The sequence below is a fragment of the Bacillus sp. SA1-12 genome (assembly GCF_000981385.1).
In the GTDB taxonomy this organism is placed as follows: Bacteria; Bacillota; Bacilli; order Bacillales; family Bacillaceae; genus Metabacillus.
In genome coordinates this window covers 45,720-69,273 of record NZ_LATZ01000006.1, presented here as the reverse complement: position 1 = coordinate 69,273, position 23,554 = coordinate 45,720, and the positions used below count along the sequence as shown (strand labels likewise).

Annotated in this window: 20 protein-coding genes; 5 read left to right on the top strand and 15 right to left on the bottom strand. The window is 38.7% G+C overall.

Features of this window, described 5'->3' with window-relative positions; translation table 11 throughout:
- Positions 1 to 85 precede the first annotated feature (85 nt).
- The 8 genes from WQ54_RS05880 to WQ54_RS05845 all read right to left on the bottom strand — a co-directional run bounded on the left by WQ54_RS05880 (position 86) and on the right by WQ54_RS05845 (position 10,488).
- Entirely contained in the window at positions 86 to 1,363 is a 1,278-nt protein-coding gene (locus tag WQ54_RS05880; protein WP_046513463.1) for a dihydrolipoamide acetyltransferase family protein, read from the bottom strand.
- 61 nt (positions 1,364 to 1,424) lie between these two features.
- On the bottom strand, positions 1,425 to 2,408 hold the full coding sequence (locus WQ54_RS05875) for an alpha-ketoacid dehydrogenase subunit beta (RefSeq protein ID WP_046513460.1): 984 nt from the start codon (positions 2,406 to 2,408) through the stop codon (positions 1,425 to 1,427).
- 12 nt (positions 2,409 to 2,420) lie between these two features.
- On the bottom strand, positions 2,421 to 3,413 hold the full coding sequence (locus WQ54_RS05870) for a thiamine pyrophosphate-dependent dehydrogenase E1 component subunit alpha (protein WP_046513457.1): 993 nt from the start codon (positions 3,411 to 3,413) through the stop codon (positions 2,421 to 2,423).
- 14 nt (positions 3,414 to 3,427) lie between these two features.
- Positions 3,428 to 4,849, bottom strand: coding sequence for a dihydrolipoyl dehydrogenase (lpdA, locus tag WQ54_RS05865; protein WP_046513456.1), 1,422 nt, complete (start codon positions 4,847 to 4,849; stop codon positions 3,428 to 3,430).
- 66 nt (positions 4,850 to 4,915) lie between these two features.
- Positions 4,916 to 6,028 (bottom strand): butyrate kinase, encoded by a 1,113-nt coding sequence (gene buk / locus WQ54_RS05860; protein ID WP_046513453.1) that lies wholly within the window; start codon positions 6,026 to 6,028, stop codon positions 4,916 to 4,918.
- A gap of 139 nt (positions 6,029 to 6,167) precedes the next feature.
- Positions 6,168 to 7,262 carry a branched-chain amino acid dehydrogenase gene (gene bcd, locus WQ54_RS05855; protein WP_046513451.1) on the bottom strand — a complete coding sequence of 365 codons (1,095 nt, stop codon included), beginning with the start codon at positions 7,260 to 7,262 and terminating at the stop codon, positions 6,168 to 6,170.
- Between the two features lie 23 nt (positions 7,263 to 7,285).
- On the bottom strand, positions 7,286 to 8,182 hold the full coding sequence (gene yqiS, locus WQ54_RS05850; protein ID WP_046513448.1) for a phosphate butyryltransferase: 897 nt from the start codon (positions 8,180 to 8,182) through the stop codon (positions 7,286 to 7,288).
- Between the two features lie 233 nt (positions 8,183 to 8,415).
- On the bottom strand, positions 8,416 to 10,488 hold the full coding sequence (locus WQ54_RS05845) for a sigma-54-dependent Fis family transcriptional regulator (protein ID WP_046513445.1): 2,073 nt from the start codon (positions 10,486 to 10,488) through the stop codon (positions 8,416 to 8,418).
- Between the two features lie 413 nt (positions 10,489 to 10,901).
- Between WQ54_RS05845 and WQ54_RS05840 the strand changes: the two genes are divergently transcribed.
- Positions 10,902 to 11,138, top strand: a complete 237-nt coding sequence (locus WQ54_RS05840; RefSeq protein WP_046513442.1) for a DUF2627 domain-containing protein — start codon at positions 10,902 to 10,904, stop codon at positions 11,136 to 11,138.
- Between the two features lie 353 nt (positions 11,139 to 11,491).
- Here WQ54_RS05840 and WQ54_RS05835 read toward each other — a convergent pair whose 3' ends face one another.
- A complete protein-coding gene (locus WQ54_RS05835; protein ID WP_046513440.1) occupies positions 11,492 to 12,226 on the bottom strand; it encodes a glycerophosphodiester phosphodiesterase in 735 nt (244 codons plus the stop codon).
- 51 nt (positions 12,227 to 12,277) lie between these two features.
- On the opposite strand from WQ54_RS05835, the gene WQ54_RS32440 reads away from it, so the two are divergent.
- From WQ54_RS32440 to WQ54_RS05820, 4 genes are all read left to right on the top strand, one after another.
- The gene (locus WQ54_RS32440; RefSeq protein ID WP_084821856.1) at positions 12,278 to 12,430 is read left to right on the top strand and encodes a YycC family protein; all 153 of its coding nucleotides are present in this window, start codon (positions 12,278 to 12,280) and stop codon (positions 12,428 to 12,430) included.
- Positions 12,431 to 12,633: 203 nt separating this feature from the next.
- Positions 12,634 to 13,608, top strand: coding sequence for a ketoacyl-ACP synthase III (locus WQ54_RS05830; RefSeq protein WP_046513437.1), 975 nt, complete (start codon positions 12,634 to 12,636; stop codon positions 13,606 to 13,608).
- Positions 13,609 to 13,950: 342 nt separating this feature from the next.
- Positions 13,951 to 14,394, top strand: a complete 444-nt coding sequence (locus WQ54_RS05825; RefSeq protein ID WP_046513436.1) for a hypothetical protein — start codon at positions 13,951 to 13,953, stop codon at positions 14,392 to 14,394.
- A gap of 145 nt (positions 14,395 to 14,539) precedes the next feature.
- Positions 14,540 to 15,130, top strand: a complete 591-nt coding sequence (locus WQ54_RS05820; protein ID WP_046513433.1) for a YitT family protein — start codon at positions 14,540 to 14,542, stop codon at positions 15,128 to 15,130.
- 489 nt (positions 15,131 to 15,619) lie between these two features.
- On the opposite strand, the gene spo0A is transcribed toward WQ54_RS05820, so the two are convergent.
- The 6 genes from spo0A to dxs form a co-directional block, all read right to left on the bottom strand.
- Positions 15,620 to 16,411 carry a sporulation transcription factor Spo0A gene (gene spo0A, locus WQ54_RS05815; RefSeq protein WP_046513430.1) on the bottom strand — a complete coding sequence of 264 codons (792 nt, stop codon included), beginning with the start codon at positions 16,409 to 16,411 and terminating at the stop codon, positions 15,620 to 15,622.
- Positions 16,412 to 16,724: 313 nt separating this feature from the next.
- Complete coding sequence (gene spoIVB / locus WQ54_RS05810; RefSeq protein ID WP_084821855.1) at positions 16,725 to 18,020, bottom strand: SpoIVB peptidase; 1,296 nt, start codon at positions 18,018 to 18,020, stop codon at positions 16,725 to 16,727.
- Positions 18,021 to 18,210: 190 nt separating this feature from the next.
- Complete coding sequence (gene recN, locus WQ54_RS05805; protein WP_046513427.1) at positions 18,211 to 19,911, bottom strand: DNA repair protein RecN; 1,701 nt, start codon at positions 19,909 to 19,911, stop codon at positions 18,211 to 18,213.
- Between the two features lie 105 nt (positions 19,912 to 20,016).
- On the bottom strand, positions 20,017 to 20,466 hold the full coding sequence (argR, locus tag WQ54_RS05800) for a transcriptional regulator AhrC/ArgR (protein WP_046513424.1): 450 nt from the start codon (positions 20,464 to 20,466) through the stop codon (positions 20,017 to 20,019).
- Positions 20,467 to 20,728: 262 nt separating this feature from the next.
- Entirely contained in the window at positions 20,729 to 21,580 is an 852-nt protein-coding gene (locus WQ54_RS05790; protein ID WP_046513419.1) for a TlyA family RNA methyltransferase, read from the bottom strand.
- Entirely contained in the window at positions 21,577 to 23,478 is a 1,902-nt protein-coding gene (gene dxs, locus WQ54_RS05785; RefSeq protein ID WP_046513417.1) for a 1-deoxy-D-xylulose-5-phosphate synthase, read from the bottom strand. The genes WQ54_RS05790 and dxs overlap by 4 nt, the downstream gene beginning before the upstream one ends.
- Between the last annotated feature and the right edge of the window lie 76 nt (positions 23,479 to 23,554).

Here is a 23,554-nt window from a genome sequence, read left to right as displayed (position 1 = left end):
ATCAAAATGGGCTGTCTAAACATTCAAAGAACCAGCCCCCGCTGCACATTGGGGAGCAGTCCCTGAATAGACAACCCTTCATTTTTTAATATATTGAAGTTGTTTCTTTCGACGTATTTTCTAAGATTTCCTTTAAACGCGCTAAAAAACGGCCGCAAATTAACCCGTCTAACACTCTGTGGTCAAGTGACAGGCATAAATTCACCATATCTCTAACAGCAATCATTCCATTGATTACGACTGGGCGTTTTACAATCGATTCTACCTGTAAGATTGCAGCTTGAGGATGATTAATAATCCCCATTGATTGAACAGATCCAAACGAACCTGTATTGTTTACGGTAAATGTTCCACCTTGCATATCAGCAGATGTGAGTTTTCCATTGCGGGCTTTTCCGGCTAAATCTGTGATTTCCCGAGCGATTCCTTTTATCGTTTTTTCATCAGCTGCTTTTATCACTGGGACAAATAAGGAATCCTCTTTAGCTACTGCTATCGAGATATTGATCTCTTTCTTTTGAATGATTTTATCTCCCGCCCACGTAGAATTTAATTGCGGGTATTCTTTTAACGCTTGTGCTGCTGCCTTAACAAAAAAGGCAAAGAAAGTTAAGTTAAAGCCCTCTTTTTGTTTAAATTTTTCTTTTATGGCATTTCGGTATTCAACAAGATTCGTTACATCTACCTCGATCATCATCCATGCATGTGGCGCCTCATGTTTTGAGCGAACCATATTCGCAGCAATTGCTTTACGAACTCCTGAAACCGGGATTTCAATATCCCCAGGTGCAACAGGAACAGATCTTTGCACTTGATCTGGAGCTGTCTGTGCAAATTTTTCAGGTTGAGGTTTTAGTAGAACCTCTTGTTTATCAGCGTCTGCTTTTGGTATCGTCCCGCTTTCTACAAGCTTTATGATATCTTTTCTTGTAATGCGGCCGCCAGCACCTGTACCATTTACTTTTTCTAAATCGATCTCATGCTCCTGTGCCATTCTGAGCACCGCTGGGGAATAACGCTTTTTGTTTGGTTGCTCCTCTAGTTTTTCCTCTTTAGCCTCGGCTATGGCATTTTGATCACTTTCTGCTTTATCTTTCGTGTCTGTAACTGCTTCTGTTGTTCCTTCCACTTCTATCGTACAAATGACTTCACCTACTGCCAATGTTGTTCCTTCATCAGCAATGATTTCTTTGATGACACCGCTAAAGGAGGAGGGAACCTCTGCATTTACTTTATCCGTCATTACTTCTGCAAGCGGGTCATATTTATTTACTTTATCCCCTGCAGAAACAAGCCAATTACTAATCGTACCTTCTGTTACACTTTCACCTAACTGAGGCATTTTAATTTGTTCTATTGCCACTACTGAAACCTCCTTGGTTAAAGGCTAATCATTCCTGATTCTCTATAAGAATGTTAATCAATTAGAATTCTGCAAGCTTGCGCATCGCTTCTTCTACTTTATCCGGATTAACCATAAAGTATTTTTCCATCGTTGGTGCGTAAGGCATAGCTGGTACATCCGGACCGGCCAACCGCATAATTGGAGCATCTAAATCAAACAAACAATTCTCAGCAATAATTGCGGATACTTCACTAATAATACTGCCTTCTTTGTTGTCCTCAGTAATGAGCAATACTTTGCCTGTTTTAGAGGCAGCCTCAATGATTGCCTCTTTATCTAAAGGATAAACAGTTCGTAAATCTAAAACATGGGTAGAGATTCCGTCGGCAGCAAGTCGTTCAGCTGCTTGCAAGGCGAAATGCACACACAAACCATAAGTGATGACAGTCAGATCTTCACCTTCACGTTTTACATCTGCTTTTCCAATCGGGAGAACATAGTCTTCTTCAGGAACTTCTCCTTTTATTAAACGATAGGCCCGTTTATGTTCAAAAAATAAAACAGGATCTTCATCACGTATCGCTGCTTTTAACAGCCCTTTTGCATCATAAGGTGTGGATGGGATAACGATTTTTAACCCAGGTTGATTGGCAAAAACTGCCTCTACAGATTGTGAGTGATAAAGTGCTCCATGAACCCCACCACCGAATGGCGCGCGAATCGTAATAGGACAACTCCAATCGTTATTCGAGCGATAGCGAATTTTTGCAGCCTCAGAAATAATTTGGTTCACTGCAGGCATGATAAAATCGGCAAATTGCATTTCAGCTATCGGCCTCATACCATACATAGCTGCACCAATTCCAACTCCTGCTATAGCAGATTCTGCCAGCGGTGTATCAATAACCCGTTCTTCGCCAAATTTATCATACAAACCTGCAGTTGCTTTAAAGACTCCGCCTTTTTTTCCAACATCCTCTCCGAGCACAAAAACCTTTTCGTCGCGCTCCATCTCTTCCCGCATTGCCATTGTAATGGCATCTATATATGAAATAACAGCCATGTTTTATCCCCCTTACTCTGCATATACGTACTTTAACGCATGTTCTGGATCCGCATATGGAGCAGCTTCTGCATAATCTGTTGCTTCATCTACGATTTTCATAATGTTATCGAACATTTCGTTTTCTATTTTATCCGTTAACACACCAACCTCTTTCAAATAGGTGGCAAACGTCTTGATCGGATCATTTTTCTTTGCTTCCGCTACTTCATCTTGCTCCCGATAGCTTCGATCATCATCATCACTAGAATGTGGTGTTAAACGATATGAGACTGTTTCGATCAATGTCGGACCTTCACCTCTACGGCCGCGGTCTGCAGCCTGTTTTACTGCAGCATAAACTTCTAGAGGATCATTGCCATCAACTGTCACTCCAGGCATTCCGTAGCCAATTGCCCTGTCAGAAATTTTTTCGCAGGCAACCTGTTTGTTATACGGCACAGAGATCGCATACTTGTTATTTTCACACATTAAAATAACAGGAAGCTTATGAACAGCTGCGAAATTCGCTCCTTCATGAAAATCCCCTTGGTTGGAAGAGCCTTCTCCAAAAGTAACAAATGTAACCAAATTCTTTTTTTGCATTTTTCCTGCCAATGCGATACCAACAGCGTGGGGTACTTGTGTTGTAACAGGGGAAGAACCTGTTACAATACGGTTTTTCTTTTGACCGAAGTGACCCGGCATTTGTCTGCCTCCTGAGTTTGGATCCTCAGCTTTCGCAAAACCAGATAACATTAACTCCTTAGCTGTCATGCCAAACGTTAAAACGACACCCATATCCCGGTAATATGGAAGGACATAATCCTCATCGAAATCTAAGGCAAAAGCTGCCCCAACCTGAGCACCCTCTTGACCTTGGCACGAAATAACAAATGGTATTTTGCCGGCGCGATTTAATAACCACATGCGTTCATCTATTTTTCTAGCCAAAACCATTGTTTCATACATTTTTAAAACATCGTGATCTGTAAGACCTAAAACTTGATGTCGGTTTTCTGTCATTCTATTACCTCCCATTAAAAATGAATCGCCTTTCCATAAACAGCAAGTGCCGCTTCACCAATTGCTTCAGATAATGTCGGATGAGGATGTATTGTGTGTGAGACTTCCCATGGAGTAGCATCCAATACCCTAGCAAGCCCTGCTTCCGAAATCATGTCGGTGACATGTGGTCCAATCATATGGACACCTAGGAGATCATCAGTTTCTTCATCGACAACAAGCTTAACAAACCCATCTGCTTCACCGAAGATCAAAGCCTTTCCAATCGCTTTAAATGGAAACTTGCCTACTTTCGTTTTAAAGCCTTGAGCATTTGCTTCGTCTTCAGTTAATCCGACACTCGCAATCTCGGGTGAACTGTATATACATTTTGGTACAAATGTTTCGTTTAATAGAATCGGCTTTTCATTTGCGATATGTTCAACGGCTATAATACCTTCATGTGAAGCAACATGTGCTAATTGCAAGCCGCCAATAACATCGCCAATCGCGTATATATGTGATTCTTTCGTTTGATAAAATTGATTGGTTGCAATAAACCCATTTTCTGTTTTTATATCGGTATTTTCCAGTCCAATCCCTTCCACATTAGCTTGCCTTCCAACCGATAAGAGGATTTTATCAGCCACAAATGATTTTTCTTCACCTTTATGCTCCGCTTTTATTGATGCCTGACTTTCTTTTTTAAACGTTTCTGGTAACACCTTACAGCCAGTTACAATGGTAATGCCCTTTTTCTTCATTAACCGTTCCATCTCTTTAGAAATCTCTTTATCTTCTGTTGGCAAAATTCTTTCTGAGTATTCTAGAACCGTAATTTCTACACCGAAATCTGAAAGCATTGAAGCCCATTCAATGCCGATGACACCACCGCCTACAATGATCATTGATTTTGGCAGAGTCGTTAATTCCAAAGCTTCATCTGAAGTTAACACAGCCTCTCCATCGAGTTCGAGACCTGGCAGACTTCTTGGTCTTGAACCTGTCGCAACAATTACATTTTTCGGAATAAGCATTTCGTTTTCTTCCCCATTGTTCATTTCAACAGAAATAGTTCCAGGCATTGGCGAAAAAATTGATGGTCCTAAAATGCGCCCTATTCCTTCGTATACATCAATTTTTCCTTTTTTCATGAGCTGTTGCACTCCATTGTGAAGCTGTCCGATAATCCGTTCTTTTCTTTCTTGAACTTTTAGAAAGTTCACTTTCACTTCAGGGATTTCAACACCGAATTCAGAGCTTTTTTTCGCTGTTGCAAATACTTCAGCACTTCTAAGGAGTGCTTTACTGGGGATGCAGCCTTTATGTAAACAGGTACCACCTAGCTTCCCTTTTTCAACCACAGCTGTTTTAAGGCCAAGCTGGGAGGCTCGGATTGCAGCAACATAACCGCCCGTTCCTCCTCCAAGGATGACTAAATCATATTCGGTTGCCATCATATCCCTCCTTTTAACTAATTCTTCTTATATCCAAAAATTTTTTTTAACGTTAATCGATCATTACTATTTGTTTCTGCCCGAAATTAATTGTTTTGAATTCGGATAATGCTTCGCTTTTTCTTCCTTTGTTAACACACGCAATGCTCCTTCAGCGAGTGCCTGCAATTCGTTTTCCCCAGGAAACACTAAAACGTCTGCAATCCAATCAATATAGGAGGATATTTCTTTTACAAATTTTTTGCCATAGGCTAATCCGCCTGTTAGTACAATAGCATCAACTTTGCCTTTTAAAACAGCACTGGCAGAGCCAATTTCTTTTGCAATTTGATATGCCATAGCTGAGTAGATGAGGGATGCCTTCCTATCACCTGCTTCAACCATTTTTTCAACCTTGACTGCATCATTTGTTCCTAGATATCCGACAAGACCGCCTTGCCCGACAATTTTCTTCATCATTTCCTCAAGGTAGTACTCCCCAGAGTAACACATTGAAATAAGATCACCTGCCGGCACTGTTCCAGCACGTTCCGGACTAAATGGACCGTCACCATGCAAGCCATTATTTACATCCACAACTCTGCCTCGTTTATGGACGCCTACAGTAATCCCTCCGCCCATATGTGTAATGATCAGGTTCATGTCTTCATATTTCTTATTGAAATCAGATGCAACACGGCGGGCAACTGCTTTTTGATTTAACGCATGAAAAATACTTCTTCGCTCAATAGCAGGCATACCTGAAATTTTTGCAATATCCTCCATTTCATCCACAACAACCGGATCAACAATAAATGCAGGTATGTTGAGCCCACTGGCTATTTCATAAGCAATAATTCCTCCAAGATTTGATGCATGTTGTCCAGCATAGCCTATTCTTAAATCTTCCAGCATTTGCTCATTAACCGTATATGTCCCCCCCTCAATTGGGCGGAGCAAGCCTCCACGACCACAAACAGCATTGATTTTTGAAATGTTGATTCCTTCTTCATGAAGTGTTTCCAATATAGACTGTTTACGGAAGTCATACTGATCAATGATCGTTGGAAAAGTATGAAGCTTTTGAACATCATGTCGCAGTGTTTTTTCAAAAATAGAACGCTCATTATCAAAAACACCTATTTTCGTCGATGTTGACCCTGGGTTAAGAACTAGAATTCGATATTCATTCACCTGCAACGTATTAACCTCCGTCATCTAAAAAATTATTCACTGTTTGTTCTTTACGATGTGAAAGGGAAGTTGAGTTAGATCTGTATGTAAAGTGAAATTGGAGTTAAGAGAAGCATGACTCCTAACCCCAACGGTCAATCATTTATTAGCGACGACTTAAAATATGATGTCCGTTTTGTAAAAATTGACTTCGTGAATTTCTCATACGTGCAATTCTTTCTTCTGCAAGACGGTCAGCAGCTTTATAAGTAGGGATACCGTCACGCTTTGCAAGTTCAATCACTCGAGAAATATTCGTATAAATGCCTTCTACCTTTTTGAGTGCACGTTCACTGTTGTACCCATAAAGTTCATCAGCTACATTAATTACACCGCCGGCATTAATCACGTAATCCGGTGCATATACAATGCCCATTTCATGAATGATATCACCATGTTTAGCATCTTTTAATTGGTTATTCGCTGCACCAGCAATAACCTTGGCTTTTAATTGCGGGATCGTTACATCATTTATCGTCGCACCAAGTGCACACGGTGCATAAATATCGCATTCGACGCTATAGATATCATTTGGTTCAACCGCTTTCGCACCAAAATCCTCTACTGCACGGCGCACTGCTTCTTTGTTGATGTCAGTAACAATTAACTGTGCACCCTCTTCATGCAAATGTTTACACAAATTGTAAGCTACATTTCCAACCCCTTGTACTGCAACGACCTTCCCCTCAAGTGAATCTGTTCCGAACGCCTCTTTTGCTGCCGCCTTCATTCCGCGATATACGCCAAATGCCGTAACAGGAGAAGGATTTCCTGAGGATCCAAAAGCAGGGGAAATTCCTGTTACATAATTGGTCTCCTCATGAATTAAATCCATATCCGCAACAGTTGTTCCGACATCTTCTGCCGTTATATACCGACCATTCAACCCTTGAATATAGCGGCCAAACGCCCGGAACATCTCTTCATTCTTATCTTTTCTAGGATCACCGATAATAACGGTTTTTCCGCCTCCAAGATTTAAACCTGCTGCAGCATTCTTATAAGTCATTCCGCGAGCCAACCGCAAAGCATCCTCAATCGCCTCTTCTTCTGTGGCATATGTCCACATACGGGTGCCTCCTAAGGCCGGCCCTAGGGTAGTATCATGGATAGCGATGATTGCCTTCAGTCCTGATTGTTTATCTTGGCAAAATACCAATTGCTCATAATCGTAACTCTCCATATAATTGAATATTTCCATGATGTTGATTTCCTCCTAATGGTTTACTTTTCAGATGAACAAATCGCTAATGCTAAGGAATAGAGCTTACTTTCGGATGAGTCCGTGCGACTTGTTAACACAATTGGTGCTTTCGCTCCAGCAATGACCGCTCCAACTCTAGCTTTTGCAAAATAAATCAACGATTTATACAAGGCATTTCCAACCTCAATCGTAGGTACGAGTAGTATATCAGCTTGTCCTGCTACCTCGCTTTTAATCCCTTTATGTCTTGCTGCGTCCAGTGAAATTGCATTATCAAGCGCTAAAGGTCCGTCAATCATGCAACCCTTTATTTGCCCTCTCATATTCATCATTGTTAAGGAAGCAGCGTCAATTGATGCCTGCATCGCAGGATTTACGACCTCTACTGCAGCAAGGGCAGCAACCTTTGGGATTTCAATGCCAATTGCTTTAGCAATTTCAACGGAATTTACAACAATTTGCACCTTTTGCTGTAAATCAGGAGCAATATTCATAGCAGCATCTGTTACGAAAACGAATTTTGTAAATTCCGGAACTTCGAAAATGGCCACATGAGATAAGATTCTGCCTGTGCGAAGACCATATTCCTTATTTAACACAGCTTTTAGCAATGTTGCCGTTGGAACATTTCCCTTCATTAGCACAGAAGCTTCGTTTTGATGTACGGCCCTTACAGCCAATTCAGCTGCTTGTTCCTTGTTTCTTGCTTGAATAATTTCAACAGAATTTTTGCCAATGCCTTTTGAAATAAGAAGATCCTCAATGGCTTCTTTCTTGCCAAAAAGCATAAAACGAGCAAGGTCACGTGTAATTGCTTCAGAAACAGCTTCAATAACCTCTTTATCCTCTGCAGAAGCAACCGCTACTACCTTCCCTTTTATTTCAGCTGCTTTTTTCAGCAGATTCTCTAACTTCATTTGTACTCAGTTCCTTCCAAGATGTATTCATCTGCCTTTATCATCTTAATTAGCAAGAAGTGTGCCAACATCTTAAGTCGTGTTTAAAAATGAATGTATATGTAAACCACCTGTGCAAAAATCAACGTTATGTTTATTAGCGGGTATGTATTTGTGTACACTCAATGTAATGAATGTATCATCATTCCCTTTTATCATATAACGAACATGCACTATTTTGCAAACTATGTACATTATTGCATGCTATTATTTGCAAGGTTATACTTTTCCATTTTATAATACAGGCTTCTTAATGAAATCCCTAGAGCCCTTGCCGTTTGAGTACGGTTATACTCATGCTTTTCTAGTGATTGCTTGATTACTTCTGCTTCAACCCGCTCGACAGCATCGGCTAGCGTCTCATCATTATTATGAACAAATGGGCCATTTTCTTGTACTTTTCTTTCTTTTAATGGAACTTGAAGTTGAGGAATATGCTTTGCTTCAATCTTCGTTTCATGATAATCCATAAAAATGATAGCCCTGCCTAACACATTTTCTAATTCTCGTACATTTCCTGGCCAATCATATTGATGCAGAAGCTCAACCGCATGTTGCGTAATTGTTTCAATATTCCTTCCGTAATCCTGATTCAATTTGCTAATCAAGCGTACACATAATGAAGGAATATCCTCTTTTCTGTCTCTCAATGGCGGTATGGAGATTGGATATCGATTTAAACGATAATAAAGATCCTCACGGAAGCTTCCTTCTGCCATAGCCTTTTCAATATTTACATTGGTTGCAGCAATTACTCGTACATTTACGGAAAGTGGTTTTGTTCCGCCAACCTTTACGATCTCATTTTCCTGCAGCACCCTTAGGAGTTTTGCTTGCATATTCGCTGATAATTCACCAATTTCGTCCAAGAAAATGCTTCCATTATTTGCTTCTTCAAAAAATCCTCTCTTCCCGCCGCGTTTCGCTCCTGAAAATGCTCCCTCTACATAACCAAAAAGTTCACTTTCCAAAAGATTCTCTGATATGGCTGCACAATTCACCCGTATAAATTTGTTATACTTTCGGTCACTTGCATTATGTATAGCGTGGGCAAAAAGTTCTTTCCCTGTTCCGGATTCTCCTCTTAGGAGCACGGTTGCAGGAGTTTTTGCACCAAGCTTTGCCTGCTCAATCGCCATTTTCATCTCTTCGCTTACCCCTATAATATCTTCAAAGGAATACTTAGCCTCCAGGGTTCGAATAATTTGTCTTGCCCGATTTAATTCAGTTGTCAGCTTTTGAATTTCCGAGACATCCTGAATTACCCCGACACTACCCTTTAGCTTTCCGTCAACGATAACCGGTGCAACATTAACAATTACATCTCGTTTGGCAGGTCCAACTTTCATCCTTACCCCACGCACTGCACGTCTCGTTTGCAACACTTTCATATGCATACTTTCACCCTCAGAGATATCAGCGGTTGCTGGCTTTCCTAATACCTGTTCTTCTGATAAACCGGTCAATTTTGTATAGGCACGATTGATCAGAATCCCGCGACCTTCTTCATCTACTACAGAAATAGCCTCTTCAGAAGATTGAATAATTGATTCCAGCAGCACTTGAATTTCCTTTAAATTTGTCACTTCCTCTGCTAAATTTACAACCTCGGTAATATCTTTAAAAAGGGCTAATGCTCCTAATAGATTACCTGATTCATCAATCATTGGAATGCGCGTCGTAATAATCTTCAGGCCATTTTCAAGGACTTGTTCTTGATTTGTCTCAACCTCACGTGTCGTAAGCGTTCTTGGTAATTTACTAGAAGGAATAACATCAATGATATTCAATCCAAGAGCTTTTTTACGAGGAAAACCGGTAATTTTCTCAGCAGTTTTATTAAACAAAATAATTTTCTCATTTATATCAATGACAATCATGCCATCATTTGTAGAATTAAAGATTGTTTGCTGCTTATATGTTTCCTCTTTTAATTTTGCTATTAATACTTCCTTTTCTTCAACTAATTCAGAAATAAGATGGGCTACAGCACCTGGAATAATCACCATACCCGGTTCCTTGTCCATTTGCAGGCTCTTCATAACCTCTTTATTTCCGGTTGCCTCAATGATAATGTTTATATTCTTCCTCATCACAGGCATCCAATGTTTGCTTGTTTCAATGTTAAATGTTTTAGCTAGCGCTATTCCTGGTGCCTGCTCATTTTTATCCACTATAGCCGCTACTTTCATTAAATTTGTTTCGACAATTCTTTTTAACAAAGCTGTTCCACCTTTACCAGCTCCGACGATCATTACACGTTGCATAAACCTATCCCCTTTTAGTCACGATTAAGAAAAGCGCAAGGCGATAACCATTCGGCGACAAGCATAAGGTAAATAGGAATAGATGATGTCAATACCACCAATTCCTATTTGACTAGAAGCTAGAAGCAGTTAAAACGAAGGCGTACCTATCTCTAACTGCTCTTGCACATCCTGTGCGAGGCCGATGGCGCCTGGAGTTAGACACCCAAACTAAATATAAAAAATTTATATTCTTATCTCTTAAAAAATGCAAAAGCACTAAAAATCGTCAACAAACTTTATTTCCTAAAAACGCTTTAATGAAATTATATGCAAAAAATTGCACACTTATATCATAGCCTATAGATTAGGACTTGACAAACAATCATGTGAGAATGAAAATGAAGTGAGAACAAGAAAGGACTTAAATCTTTATGTCTAGAATAATTGCACTTATTATTATGGTGATTCCTGGAGTACTAGCTGCATATGGCATAAAGCTTATGCGCGATATGACGTTTGGCATTTTACAGCCGCCTATCCCAAATTTATTTTTGCAGTTTATATTAGGTCTTTTCCTTTTCCTTGGTGGACTTAGCTTTGTAGCGGGGTTTATCTTTTACCGAGATCGAAAACGGAATAAAGTGCAAAAACGATTTTCTAAAAGATAAATTGGAACTGTGGTCTTGTGAATATTAATAATCTGCTTCAAATGGATCAGCCCTTGATAACATGAAACCTTTAATGGATTCTACATTATTTTAAGGGGCCTGACCATTTTTATTTTAAGTCAGACCCCTTTTTTCACGTTGAAATGTTTTATTTTTAGCTATCTACGCAAACTTTGTTGTTAATTAACAAGTTCTGCGGAGTGATTTTTTGCAGTGAAAGGTGCTTACTTATCACGCGGCGGAACCCCCTGTATAAGTCCCACATGTCCCGCAGCTGGAGAAGGAGTCACTCAACCAACTCCAATCATTCTTAAACAGTTTTCGTAAAAGAACCTATTAAAAACAACAATCTATTAGAAAGAATCCTTATTTTTTAACTTAACAGCTAGTTCAGGAAAATCAGTAAAAAATCCCGTACAATGATCATTTATTAATTTTTCCATAAGTGTCGGTTCATTTACTGTAAAGGGCCTGACAGCTACTCCATAATTTTGAGATTGTAAAATAATTTCCTTTTCTACAGCATTGTGATGCGGATGCAAGCCTTTCGCCCCTATATTTGCAGCATATGCCCACGGCTTAAATAATCTTTCCATATAAAGAGCAGCTGTTTCGATTTCCGGAGCAATTTCCTTACAAGTAACCAAACTATCATGATTAAAAGAAGAAATAATCACTTGTTTTTCAAGATGATGCTTTCGAATAAGTTCGATTGTTTTTCTTTCAATTTCCGGATATTCAATGATTCCGTTTTTTAATTCAATATTAATTAGTAATTGTTCATGCTGTTTTCCCCATTCCAGTACCTCGTTTAGCGTCGGAATAAAAGCGGAGCCTTTAAATTGTGAAAATTTGAAGCTTGCGTCTAAACGAATAATCTCTTCACATGTAAAATCCTTTACATAGCCAGTGCCATTTGTTGTTCGATCAACTGTTTCGTCATGAATGACGATTAGCTCCCCATCCCTTGTCATTTGAACATCCAATTCAATCCCATCTGCACCAGCAGCATTAGCTGCTACGAAAGAACACATTGTATTTTCAGGATAGCTTCCTGCCGCACCTCTATGGCCAAAGATTAATGTCATCTTGTTATCACCTTCAATTCGTGTAAAATATATGGGAGGAGGGAAACTTTTATGAGACCATTACAAATTTCAGCTGAAACAGCCCAAAAACTCGCAAAATCACTTAATGTTCCGCTTGAACAAATTATGCATATGCCGCAGCATATCCTGTTGGCAAAGCTGGCAGAATTAAACAGCAAGGAAGATTCTAATAAAGATCATTAAATGACAAAGTATACTTTTACCTACATAAACAAAGTTCAAAGGAAGACCTGTTACAGGTCTTTCTTTTTTGTTGTTCATGTTTATATTCAATAATGATAAGGTTATTTCCTTCGTTTAAACAAAAATTGAAGAAATCAAACATTTTAGTACCAGGTAATAGAAATTAGTGTTATGATTAGATTATAAAAACGAGGTGATCAAACATGATTTCAAAAGCCAGCATAACTGCCATCGGTTCTTATGTCCCAGATAATGTTGTAACAAATTTTGATCTTGAAAAATTGGTTGATACGAATGATGAATGGATCATCAGACGCACAGGTATTAAAGAACGAAGATTTGCATCAGAAAATGAGTTCACAAGTGACTTAAGTATTAAAGCAATTGAAAACTTAATGGAACGTTATCATAAAGACATTCATGATGTTGATCTGATCATCGTGTGCACATTATCTCCTGACTATCAAACACCTAGTACTGCCTCATATATCCAGGGAAGGTTAGGATTAAAACAAGCTGGTGCGATTGATATCAATGCGGCTTGTGCCGGATTCACCTACGGTCTGCATCTTGCGAATGGTTTAATTACAGCTGGGCTTCATAGGAAAATCCTTGTTATTGGCGCTGAAACACTATCTAAGATAACGGATTTTACCGACCGCACAACATGTATCCTATTTGGAGATGGTGCGGGCGCTGTGCTTGTTGAATATGAGGAAAGCGGGAGCTTCCTATCCTCTCATGTTGTCTCAGAGGGTGAAAAGGCTCTAAATTTATATGGAACATATCTATCTGACAAAATGTTTGGCAATGAACTACAACATAAAAGGCAGCTTGTCCAAAATGGTCGTGAGGTATATAAATGGGCTGTAAAGGCAGTTCCAATTGGAATGACATCGGTAATTGAAAAAGCAGATTTATCCATACAGGATGTTGATTGGTTTATCCCTCATAGCGCAAACCTACGAATGATTGAATCCATTTGTGAAAAAAGTAACTATCCAATAGAAAAAACACTGTCAAGTTTGGTTTATTACGGAAATACCTCTGCTGCTTCCATACCGTTAGCTCTTGACCTAGGGATTAAAGAAGGAAAAGTAAAGAATGGAGATCATCTTTTGCTTTATGGATTTGGAGGCGGACTCAGCCGTTCAGGCCAGCTTATCAAATGGGGATAGGACTTTTTGTCCTATCTTTTTTAGTTTGTAAAATAAGGCATGTAAAATTTGTTCTTCCGTTGCACACTGCAGGCATCTTAACTTCAGCGAGTTGTCCAGGTTTGTCCAGATCTTAGGTCTACCCTGTCCTGTTACTCCCCAAGGTGTCTCAATCAACATACTGCCAAAACATTATGAGCGACTTTAAATAAAGTAGTATTTTTCAAGTAAAATCCCAGTTATCCCATAGTACTGAATCTTAAATCATTTCTTGATTTAATAAAAACAATACTAAAAAAATACATAATTCAATAATGGAAACGAATAATATCCTAAACTCCTTTTTTACGAGGTGTTACCCTAATGAAAAAACAAATCATTCTTCTGCTGCTCTTCATTTCTTTATTCCAAAACATATCAATTCATCCATCTGCTGCTGCACCTCTTTACGGGGCAAAAGCTGCCATCAAGGATCCAAAAATATCATTAGCAAAGGCGCTTACCTATGCTTTAGAAAACGAATACTTAGTACAAGCAAACTACGGTACCTCCATTAACAAATTTGGCCCAATTCATCCATTTTCTCAACTAAAATCAGACGAACTGGAACATATCCAGCTCCTTCTGCCTTATTTTAAAAAATATAACATTAAAGTGCCTCCAAATCGCGGCAAGGAATATGTTATTGTTCCAAAGACAATAAATCATGCTTTTGAAATGAAACAAATTGCCGAAAAAGATACGATTGCTATGTATGTTAAGCTAGCAGCAATTGATGAATTTCCAGAGGAAATACTCAATATTTAACCGCCTTGAAAAAGCCTCGCGAAACCATTTAGAAACATTAAGGACTGCCCATCAATCAAAGGAGTATGAACGGTAAGCACATTTACAAATCGTCATAATCTTAATGTCCATTCATATATTTAAGGTAACGAAGTGGACAAGGGGAATGCTTTATATTAAAAAGTTTGCTGTTTTACTTTTTGCAAGTATTTGTGTCGGGATCGGTTTAAATATGTTCATTATCCCGATTCACCTAATAAATGGCGGGATTTTTGGCATTAGTCTTCTTATCAAATATATTTGGGGCATTAAAATAGGACATGTCATGATCATGATTAATACCCCAATCTATCTTATTTCACTCAAATATGATAAATCATATTTCATCAACGCTCTTTTAGGCCTGGCTTTTACTTCAACCATTATTGATTTGCTTATTCCACTAAACGGGTTAGTGCATCTACCGATTTTAATAAGTGCGATCTTTGGTGGCGTTATCAAAGGAATTGGGGTTGGGACTATGCTCCGCTTTCATATCAGTCCAGGCGGGGTAGACTTATTGGCACTGTTAATTTCTAAATGGAAAGGAATGAATCCTGGAATCGTGATTTTCATGATTGATTCTCTCATCATTCTAGCCGGTATTCTTGTGTTAAAAGATATGAAGTTAATCTACTCTTTTATCACCATTTCATGTGTCGGGCTTTGCGTTGGACTTCTTAATACGTTCAAGTCTTTCCATGTTTATTTACGATAAGAACAAAAGGGTAAGGGCCACGACCAGCCTGAGCAATTAAGGCACTGTTCAAAGGAGTTGGCCACTGTTTCAGCGACCACTTCTTTTTTTCAGCGGATTGCCCCAACTTCAGCGGATTAACCCATTTTTTCAGCGAGTTTAGCCATTTTTTCAGCGATCCTTTCTTTTTTCAGCGGAATAGCACCTTGTCAGCACTCTTCTTTTTTTCGACGGACCACCGTTTTCGGCGATATTACCTTTTTTCAGCGCAAATTTAGAATAGAAGGCCTTCTTTGCCTTCGGTTTTAAATTGGCTAGGCGATGGCAGCTAAAAACGCGGAGTTGATCATCCTGACTGCACTTGCACATCCTGTGCCACGGTGCTAAATGCCGATGCGCTTTTTCACAAAATCGGAATTGTATTTATTCCTAAAACGATAATAAAAGCCTCCATATTTATCAGCATCTTTCTAATAAAAATGGAGGCTTTTATTATTATTTCTTTTATGATTAGCTTGCCTTATGCTCCAAACGAAGCTTATCTGCAACCATTGCGATGAACTCCGAATTTGTTGGTTTTGCTTTTGTCATACTTACAGTATATCCGAACAAAGAAGAAATTGATTCAATATTCCCTCTGCTCCAAGCAACTTCAATTGCATGCCGAATAGCCCTTTCAACACGTGAAGCCGTCGTGTTGTATTTCTTTGCGATATCCGGATATAACACCTTTGTGATCGATCCAAGTAATTCTATATCATTATAGACCATAGAAATTGCTTCCCGTAAATATAAATATCCTTTAATATGTGCTGGCACGCCGATTTCATGAATAATGCTGGTGATGCTGGCATCAAGGTTTTTCCCTTTGTTTTGTGATTCATTCGATGATCTGACCGAGGAGCTGGCACGCTTAATGAGCGGGGCAGCATTTCCGCTTACTTGGCGAATATGACTCGCTAAGCCTTCCATATCAAATGGTTTTAAAATAAAGTAAGCCGCACCAAGGTCTACTGCTTTTTTCGTAACATCCTCTTGTCCAAAAGCTGTAAGCATAATGACATTAGGCTGCGGACGATCCATTTGTCTTAATCTCTCTAAAACACCAAGGCCATCTAAATGCGGCATAATAATATCTAATACCAATACATCGGGATCTTTTTCTTTTAACATATTTAAACATTCTTGGCCATTATACGCAACGCCTAGAACTTCAATATCATCTTGACTTGAGAGATATTCCTCTAATAATCCTACAAGTTCACGGTTATCATCAACAATACAAACCTTTATTTTTTTCACAAATCTTCCTCCTCAGTCTCGTTTTGCCATTATGTCTTATATCTATACATGATTATACCTGAACAAATTCGACAATGTGAGTAAAAATCCTTTATTTTTATAAAAAAACTTTAAAAAGCGGAGTTTATCTTTAATTACCTTCAATTTGCTCCTTTTTTCGACTAAAAACGCCATTTGACTTTTTGAGACCAAGGTTGTTTTGTCGAAAAATCTTTTCAACCTTATTTTACATAAATCCCGATTAAAATAAAAGCAGAAAATGAAAAAACCGCCAAGAAATTGAAATTTCTTGGCGGTTTATCCACTTATTTCCTTAGCTTACTTTTTGCTTTTGTTTTGAATAAATATCAATTCCTGCTTCATTTAGCATCCATTCAATGTGAACACCGTAGCCGCTTGTTGGATCATTTACGAAAACATGAGTGACCGCACCGATCACCTTTCCATTTTGGATAATTGGACTACCGCTCATTCCCTGAACAATCCCGCCTGTTTTATCTAATAATTTTTCGTCGGTGATTTTTATAACCATTCCTTTTGTTGCAGGAAATTTTTGCGGAACAGAACTGACCACTTCTACATCAAACTGTTCAACCTTGTCATCTTCAACAACCGTCAAAATCTTTGCAGGACCTTCTTTCACTTCATTAGAAAGCGCAATAGGCATGGCTTTATCCATTATTCCATTGCGAATATCTTGATTTAGCTCCCCAAAAATTCCAAACGGGCTGTTACGTGTAATGCTGCCTATGACTTCACGATCACCTGAAAAGCGAGCAAGCTTTTCTCCAGGATTTCCGTTGCTTCCTTTTTCAATCGATGTTACTGTCGATCGAACGATTTGCCCATCCTCGACAACAATTGGTTTTTTCGTATCCATATCAGAGATAACATGTCCTAATGCACCGTACTTTTTTGATTTAGGATCATAAAAAGTCATCGTTCCGATTCCTGCCGCTGAATCACGAATGTATAAGCCTATTCGAAAGGATTGATCATTTTGGTCCTTCAATGGATATAGCTTGGTTTTAATTTCTTTTTCTTCTCTGGATAGAATTAAATCAAGAGGTTTTCCTGTTTTCCCAGCTTCTTGAATAAATGGAGTTACATCACTCATTTGTTCAATTTTTGTACCATTAATGCTTGTAATGATGTCTCCGACTTGTACTCCAGCTAGTTCACCAGGTGATTTCTTTCCTTCGGTTGTATTGATTTGGTGATGTCCAACCACCAATACGCCAAGGGTATTTAGTTTTACACCAATAGATTGTCCGCCAGGAATCACTTTAAAATCGGGCAGGACATTTACGCCAACCTTTTTGACAGGAAAGCCGGCAAGGTCAAAAACAACCGCCCCTTCTCCAGCCTTTTTACCATGAACATCAAGTGTTTTACCATCACTATTCTTTTGAACTGTAAACGCCTCTTGTACATCTAACTGCGAAGCCGTTACAGGAATTGAACTTTCCACGCTCACTTGCTGTGACTCAAATACCGACAAATTTATTGGTATTTTAACGTATTCCTTTACTTCTTTTACAAATCCTAAACTCATGAATGAAACAAGGAGAATTACACCAACTATTTTTCTAATTTTATCTGTTTGCAATCACTTTCACTCTCCTCGCTCCTAACCCACACCACAACTATATATGGCTACAGTTTTAATTTAGCCTTCTCAGCGCTTATTTATAACTTCAATCACTAGAAAAAAGAAGGTTTTGTTGTAAGTTTTAAGCATAATGAAAATTTTTTATTCTTAAACGACTAAAAAGCCGCCTAAAGGCAGCTATTTAGTGTTATTTCTTAGACGTATGTGCTAAAGCAAGCAGCTCTTTTGCATGTTCTTTCGAAAGCTCTGTCACTTCCACTCCAGCGATCATACGGCCAATTTCCTTAATTTTTTCTTCTTCGTTAAGCGGCTTAACACTGGTTTTCGTTCGACCTGATTTTGTTTCTTTCGCAATATATAGGTGGGTATCTGCCATTGCAGCAACCTGAGGCAAGTGGGTAATACATAAGACCTGTGAACCATTTGAAACACGGTAAATTTTTTCTGCAATCGCTTGTGCAACTCGCCCGCTGACACCTGTATCCACTTCGTCAAAAATGATCGATGTTATCCCTTGGTGTTGAGAAAAAATGCTTTTCATTGCTAACATAATTCGGGAAAGCTCCCCGCCGGAAGCCGTTTTACTTAATGGCTTTAATGGCTCACCTGGATTAGTCGATAGATAGAATTCCACATCATCAACACCAGTTGGAGTATATTTTACTTCATTTAATGATGTCATTTTTTCGGCAAAGTGTACTTCAAAAGTTGTTTTTTCCATATAAAGTTCTTTTAATTCACGATGAATTTCATCTGTTAGCACATCTGCAAAGTTTCTTCGTATACTTGTAAGATTTTTTGCTTCAACCGCTAAATCCTTAAGAATTGAATCAAGCTCTTTTTTAAGTTTATGCAGATGACTGTCACGGTTTTGAATCTGATCGATTTCCTCTTCAATTTTGGCAGAGTATGTTAAAATCTCTTCAACAGTTTGCCCATATTTACGTTTTAAATGGGTAATTTCATTTAAACGACTCTCAACAAAATTTAAACGCTCCGGGTCAAACTCCAACGATTCCAATTCATTACGAACTTGATAAGACAGGTCTTCAAGCAAATAATACGCATTTGAAATGGTTTCTGATAACTCTTTTAAGGTAGCATTTATTGAGGAGACATCTTCTAAATTGCTCATTGCATGTCCAACCCAGTCTAATCCCTTATGCTCACCATGAAGTGAATTGTAGCTGTTTTGCAAGGCCTCATAGATCTTTTCAAAATTGGAAATTTGATTTTTTTCTTCCTGAAGAACCTCATCCTCATTTGGCTGTAATTCTGCTTTTTCAATTTCATCTAATTGAAACTGAAGCAAGTCAAGACGATGAGCCATTTCCTGCTCATTTTCGGAAAGCTGCTTTATTTTTTTCTGTAAGTTATCAAAGCTTTTATATATTTGAAAATAAGCATCAATTGCCTGTCTCACTTTATTACCGCCATATTGATCAAGCAGTGTTAAATGATTCTCTTCATTCATTAACTCCTGATTATCATGCTGCCCATGAATATCAACTAAACACTGGCCGATTTCTCTAAGAATGGCGATTGTAACAAGTTTCCCATTTATCCGGCAAATACTTTTGCCTGAAGCAGCAACATCTCTGCGTAGAACAATCATTCCATCACTGATATCGATTCCGATATCTTCACATTTTGTATACACAGGATGTTGTTCATCATCAATGAGAAATAACCCCTCTAGCTCAGCTCGTTTTTCTCCAAATCGAACAAATTCCGAGGATCCTCTAGCACCGGCAATTAAATGGATGGCATCAATAATAATCGATTTTCCTGCTCCTGTTTCTCCCGTTAAAACCGTTAATCCTTTTTCAAAGGAAATCGTTAATGACTCAATAATGGCAAAATTTTTTATTGATAATTCCGCTAACAAACAGAATCACACCTCTTTTAGATAAATGTTTTCATCATTCTTCATCATATTTGAATACCATTGCTATTAAATCTAGCCTTATAAATAGATGAAAATTTTTTACATTTACAGCATATCCAAGAAACGTTCTGATATCGTTTCGGTATCCTTTGCGGTTCTGCAGATGATTAAGATTGTATCATCCCCGCAAATGGTGCCTAGTACCTCATCCCAATCAAGATTATCGATTAGAGCACCAATGGCATTTGCATTTCCTGGCAGAGTTTTCATTACTAGCATATGGCCGGCAGAGTCTATTTTAACAAAGGCATCCATAAGCGCACGTTTTAGTTTTTGTAATGGGTTAAAACGCTGATCCGCTGGCAAGCTGTATTTATATCGTCCATCAAGCATAGGGACCTTTACTAAATGTAATTCTTTAATATCACGTGACACCGTTGCCTGAGTTACATTAAAGCCCAATCCTTTTAATAAATCAACTAATTCATCTTGAGTTTCAATATCATTATTTGAAATAATTTCTCGAATTTTAATATGTCTTTGCCCTTTATTCATAAAAGCACCCCTTTTGCAATGATGCATCTCTTTTTATTTATGCATGTTTATACCTTTCATCTTATATTAAAAACCTTAAAATGTACAGATTTAAAAAGATTAAGTCCTGAAAAACTGCATAAAAAGCTGAGTAAAGGGGGATTATTTGAAGTTTCGAAAAGAAAATCGAACATTCATTTATTGCATGAATATCCAGAACATTCGGATTCTAAAGAAAGATAAAGCATGATGATTCATGAAAAAAACAGGATGATAGCGAATGCTATTCTTCCTGCTTATCTTTTTGTTTATTTTCTTTTAATGTTAAATGAGCTGCTTCGACAATAGCCTGAGCAGATTTGTCCAATTGGTTCTCTCCTTGTTCTTTTATACCCTCAAAGCGAAGATGCAATAAAAATTCAATATTTCCATCTCCGCCGGTTATTGGTGAATAAGACAAGTTGATTACATCAAACCCCTCTTTTAATGAGAACCCAATCATTTCCTCCAAAACGAGTTCATGAACTTTAGGATCACGTACGATCCCTTTTTTGCCTACTAACTCTCTTCCAGCCTCAAATTGAGGTTTCACTAAAGCCACAATATCACTATGTTCCACCAAAATGGTTTTTAGCACGGGTAAAATCAGCTTTAGAGAGATAAAGGATACATCAATCGAAGCGAATTCCGGCAGCCCCTCGTGAAAATCAGCAGGTGTCGAATACCGGAAATTTGTTCTTTCCATTACGACAACCCGCTCATCCTGTCTAAGCTTCCATGCTAATTGATTGTAGCCGACATCCAAAGCGTATGATAGCTTTGCCCCATTTTGCAGGGCGCAATCGGTAAAGCCGCCCGTTGAGGAGCCAATATCAATCATAATTTTATTCTTAACATCCAGATCAAATTCTTTAAGTGCTTTCTCAAGCTTTAGCCCTCCGCGACTAACATAGGGAAGTGTATTCCCTTTTATTGTTATAACAATATCACGGGAGACTTTTTCACCAGGCTTGTCTAAGCGTTCTTCATTACCATAAACGAGGCCTGCCATGATTGCACGCTTCGCTTTTTCTCTTGTCTCAAATAAGCCGTTTTCAACAAGAAGAATATCTACTCGTTCTTTTTTTGTACTCATGATCTTAATACCCTTTTCTCTTTTTCAGGCATTATCGCTCTTAATTGTGCTACAACATTTTCAGTCGTCATGCCGATTTCTTCAAGAAGTTTTGTCACACTGCCATGCTCAATAAAGCGATCAGGAATACCAATTCTTGAAATCAGTGATTGATGATAATTTTGTTCTTGGGCAAATTCTAAAACAGAGCTGCCAAATCCTCCTTGCAAAACAGCTTCCTCGATCGTTAGCACAGGAATTTGCTCCGTAAAGATTTCATGAAGCATTTGCTCATCTAAAGGCTTAATAAATCGTGCGTTAACAACACGTATCGATTTTCCTTGTTTAGCCAAAATCTCTGCTGCTTCCATTGCCATCTCAATCGTTGTGCCAAAGGTAAGGATCACCGCATCGCTTCCTTCTCTAAGAACCTCCCAAGTTCCAATTGGAATTTCCTTCAGCTCTTCATCCATTTTTACACCAATGCCGTTACCGCGAGCATAGCGAAGAGCAATTGGTCCATCATTGTATTTTAAAGCCGTATTAACTAAGTGCTGGCCTTCATTTTCATCCTTTGCCATCATAAGCACCATATTTGGCAAATGTCTTAAAAAGGCTATATCAAACACACCTTGATGTGTTTCTCCATCGGCCCCTACAAGACCTGCACGATCAATACCGATGAAGACATTTAAATTTTGGCGGCAAATATCATGAACAACTTGGTCATACGCACGTTGTAAAAAGGTTGAATAAATGGCCAAAAACGGCTTCATATTTTGAGTTGCCAATCCTGCTGCCATCGTTGCCGCATGCTGCTCAGCAATTCCCACATCAAACATCCGATCTGGAAACTCTTCAGCAAATGCTTCTAGCTTTGAACCAACTGGCATAGCCGGAGTAATGGCGACTATCCGCTTATCCTCACGAGCTAACTTACGAACAGTTTCACTTACAAGCTTGCTCCACGCCGGACCGACAACTTTTGGCTTGACGAAGTCACCTGTTTCAATTTTATAAGGTCCTGTCCCATGCCAAGTACCAATCGTATCTGTTTCAGCAGGTTGATAGCCTTTTCCTTTTTTCGTAATGACATGAAGAAGAACCGGTCCTGATGTCTTTTTAGCGTATTGAAGATTTTCAAATAAATCCTCATAATTATGTCCATCTATCGGTCCTAAATAAGTAAATCCTAATTCTTCAAAAAATACACCTGATACAAGCAAGTATTTGAGGCTGTCTTTTACTCGTTCAGCTGTTGAAGCAAGCTTACCGCCTACTGCAGGTATCTTCTTCAATAAATATTCGAGTTCATCCTTTACCCAATGATACTTGCCTGCTGTTCTTAGGCGTCCAAGGACATTATGAAGTGCACCAACGTTTGGAGCAATCGACATTTCATTATCATTAAGAACGACGATTATATCTTTTTTCTCATGGCCAATATGATTTAAAGCCTCAAGAGCCATCCCGCCGGTAAGGGCCCCATCACCTATGATCGGAACAATATGCTCTTTCGTTTTCTTTAAATCTCTTGCAATCACCATTCCCATTGCAGCCGATAATGATGTTGAACTATGACCGGTTTCCCAAACATCATGTTCACTTTCATTCCGTTTCGGGAAGCCGCATAAGCCTTTATATTGACGAAGGGTATCAAATTCATTCGCTCTTCCTGTCAATATTTTATGAACATAGGATTGATGGCCAACATCCCAAATAAATTTATCCTTTGGACTGTCAAAAACTTTATGGAGGGCGATGGTAAGTTCAACCACACCTAAATTCGGCCCGATATGTCCTCCTGTTTCTGATAGCTTTTCAATTAAAAATTGCCTGATTTCCGCACTGAGCTTTTCAAGTTCATTAATCGAAAGCTTTTTTAAAAAGCGCGGGTCTTTAATGGATAGAAGATCCAAATGGATCACTCACTTTCGGATTCAGTTTGATTCTATATGCCTGTTTACTTTTTAACATTATATTCGCTTCTTTATA

Coding starts and splice junctions, on each gene's coding strand:
- WQ54_RS05875 (WP_046513460.1), bottom strand. CDS start 2,408: ATGGCTGTTATTTCATATATAGATGCCATTACAATGGCAATGCGGGAA.
- WQ54_RS05870 (WP_046513457.1), bottom strand. CDS start 3,413: ATGACAGAAAACCGACATCAAGTTTTAGGTCTTACAGATCACGATGTT.
- lpdA (WP_046513456.1), bottom strand. CDS start 4,849: ATGGCAACCGAATATGATTTAGTCATCCTTGGAGGAGGAACGGGCGGT.
- bcd (WP_046513451.1), bottom strand. CDS start 7,262: ATGGAAATATTCAATTATATGGAGAGTTACGATTATGAGCAATTGGTA.
- yqiS (WP_046513448.1), bottom strand. CDS start 8,182: ATGAAGTTAGAGAATCTGCTGAAAAAAGCAGCTGAAATAAAAGGGAAG.
- WQ54_RS05845 (WP_046513445.1), bottom strand. CDS start 10,488: ATGCAACGTGTAATGATCGTCGGAGCTGGTAAAGGTGGAACAGCTTTG.
- WQ54_RS05840 (WP_046513442.1), top strand. CDS start 10,902: ATGTCTAGAATAATTGCACTTATTATTATGGTGATTCCTGGAGTACTA.
- WQ54_RS05835 (WP_046513440.1), bottom strand. CDS start 12,226: ATGACATTAATCTTTGGCCATAGAGGTGCGGCAGGAAGCTATCCTGAA.
- WQ54_RS32440 (WP_084821856.1), top strand. CDS start 12,278: ATGAGACCATTACAAATTTCAGCTGAAACAGCCCAAAAACTCGCAAAA.
- WQ54_RS05830 (WP_046513437.1), top strand. CDS start 12,634: ATGATTTCAAAAGCCAGCATAACTGCCATCGGTTCTTATGTCCCAGAT.
- WQ54_RS05825 (WP_046513436.1), top strand. CDS start 13,951: ATGAAAAAACAAATCATTCTTCTGCTGCTCTTCATTTCTTTATTCCAA.
- WQ54_RS05820 (WP_046513433.1), top strand. CDS start 14,540: ATGCTTTATATTAAAAAGTTTGCTGTTTTACTTTTTGCAAGTATTTGT.
- argR (WP_046513424.1), bottom strand. CDS start 20,466: ATGAATAAAGGGCAAAGACATATTAAAATTCGAGAAATTATTTCAAAT.
- WQ54_RS05790 (WP_046513419.1), bottom strand. CDS start 21,580: ATGAGTACAAAAAAAGAACGAGTAGATATTCTTCTTGTTGAAAACGGC.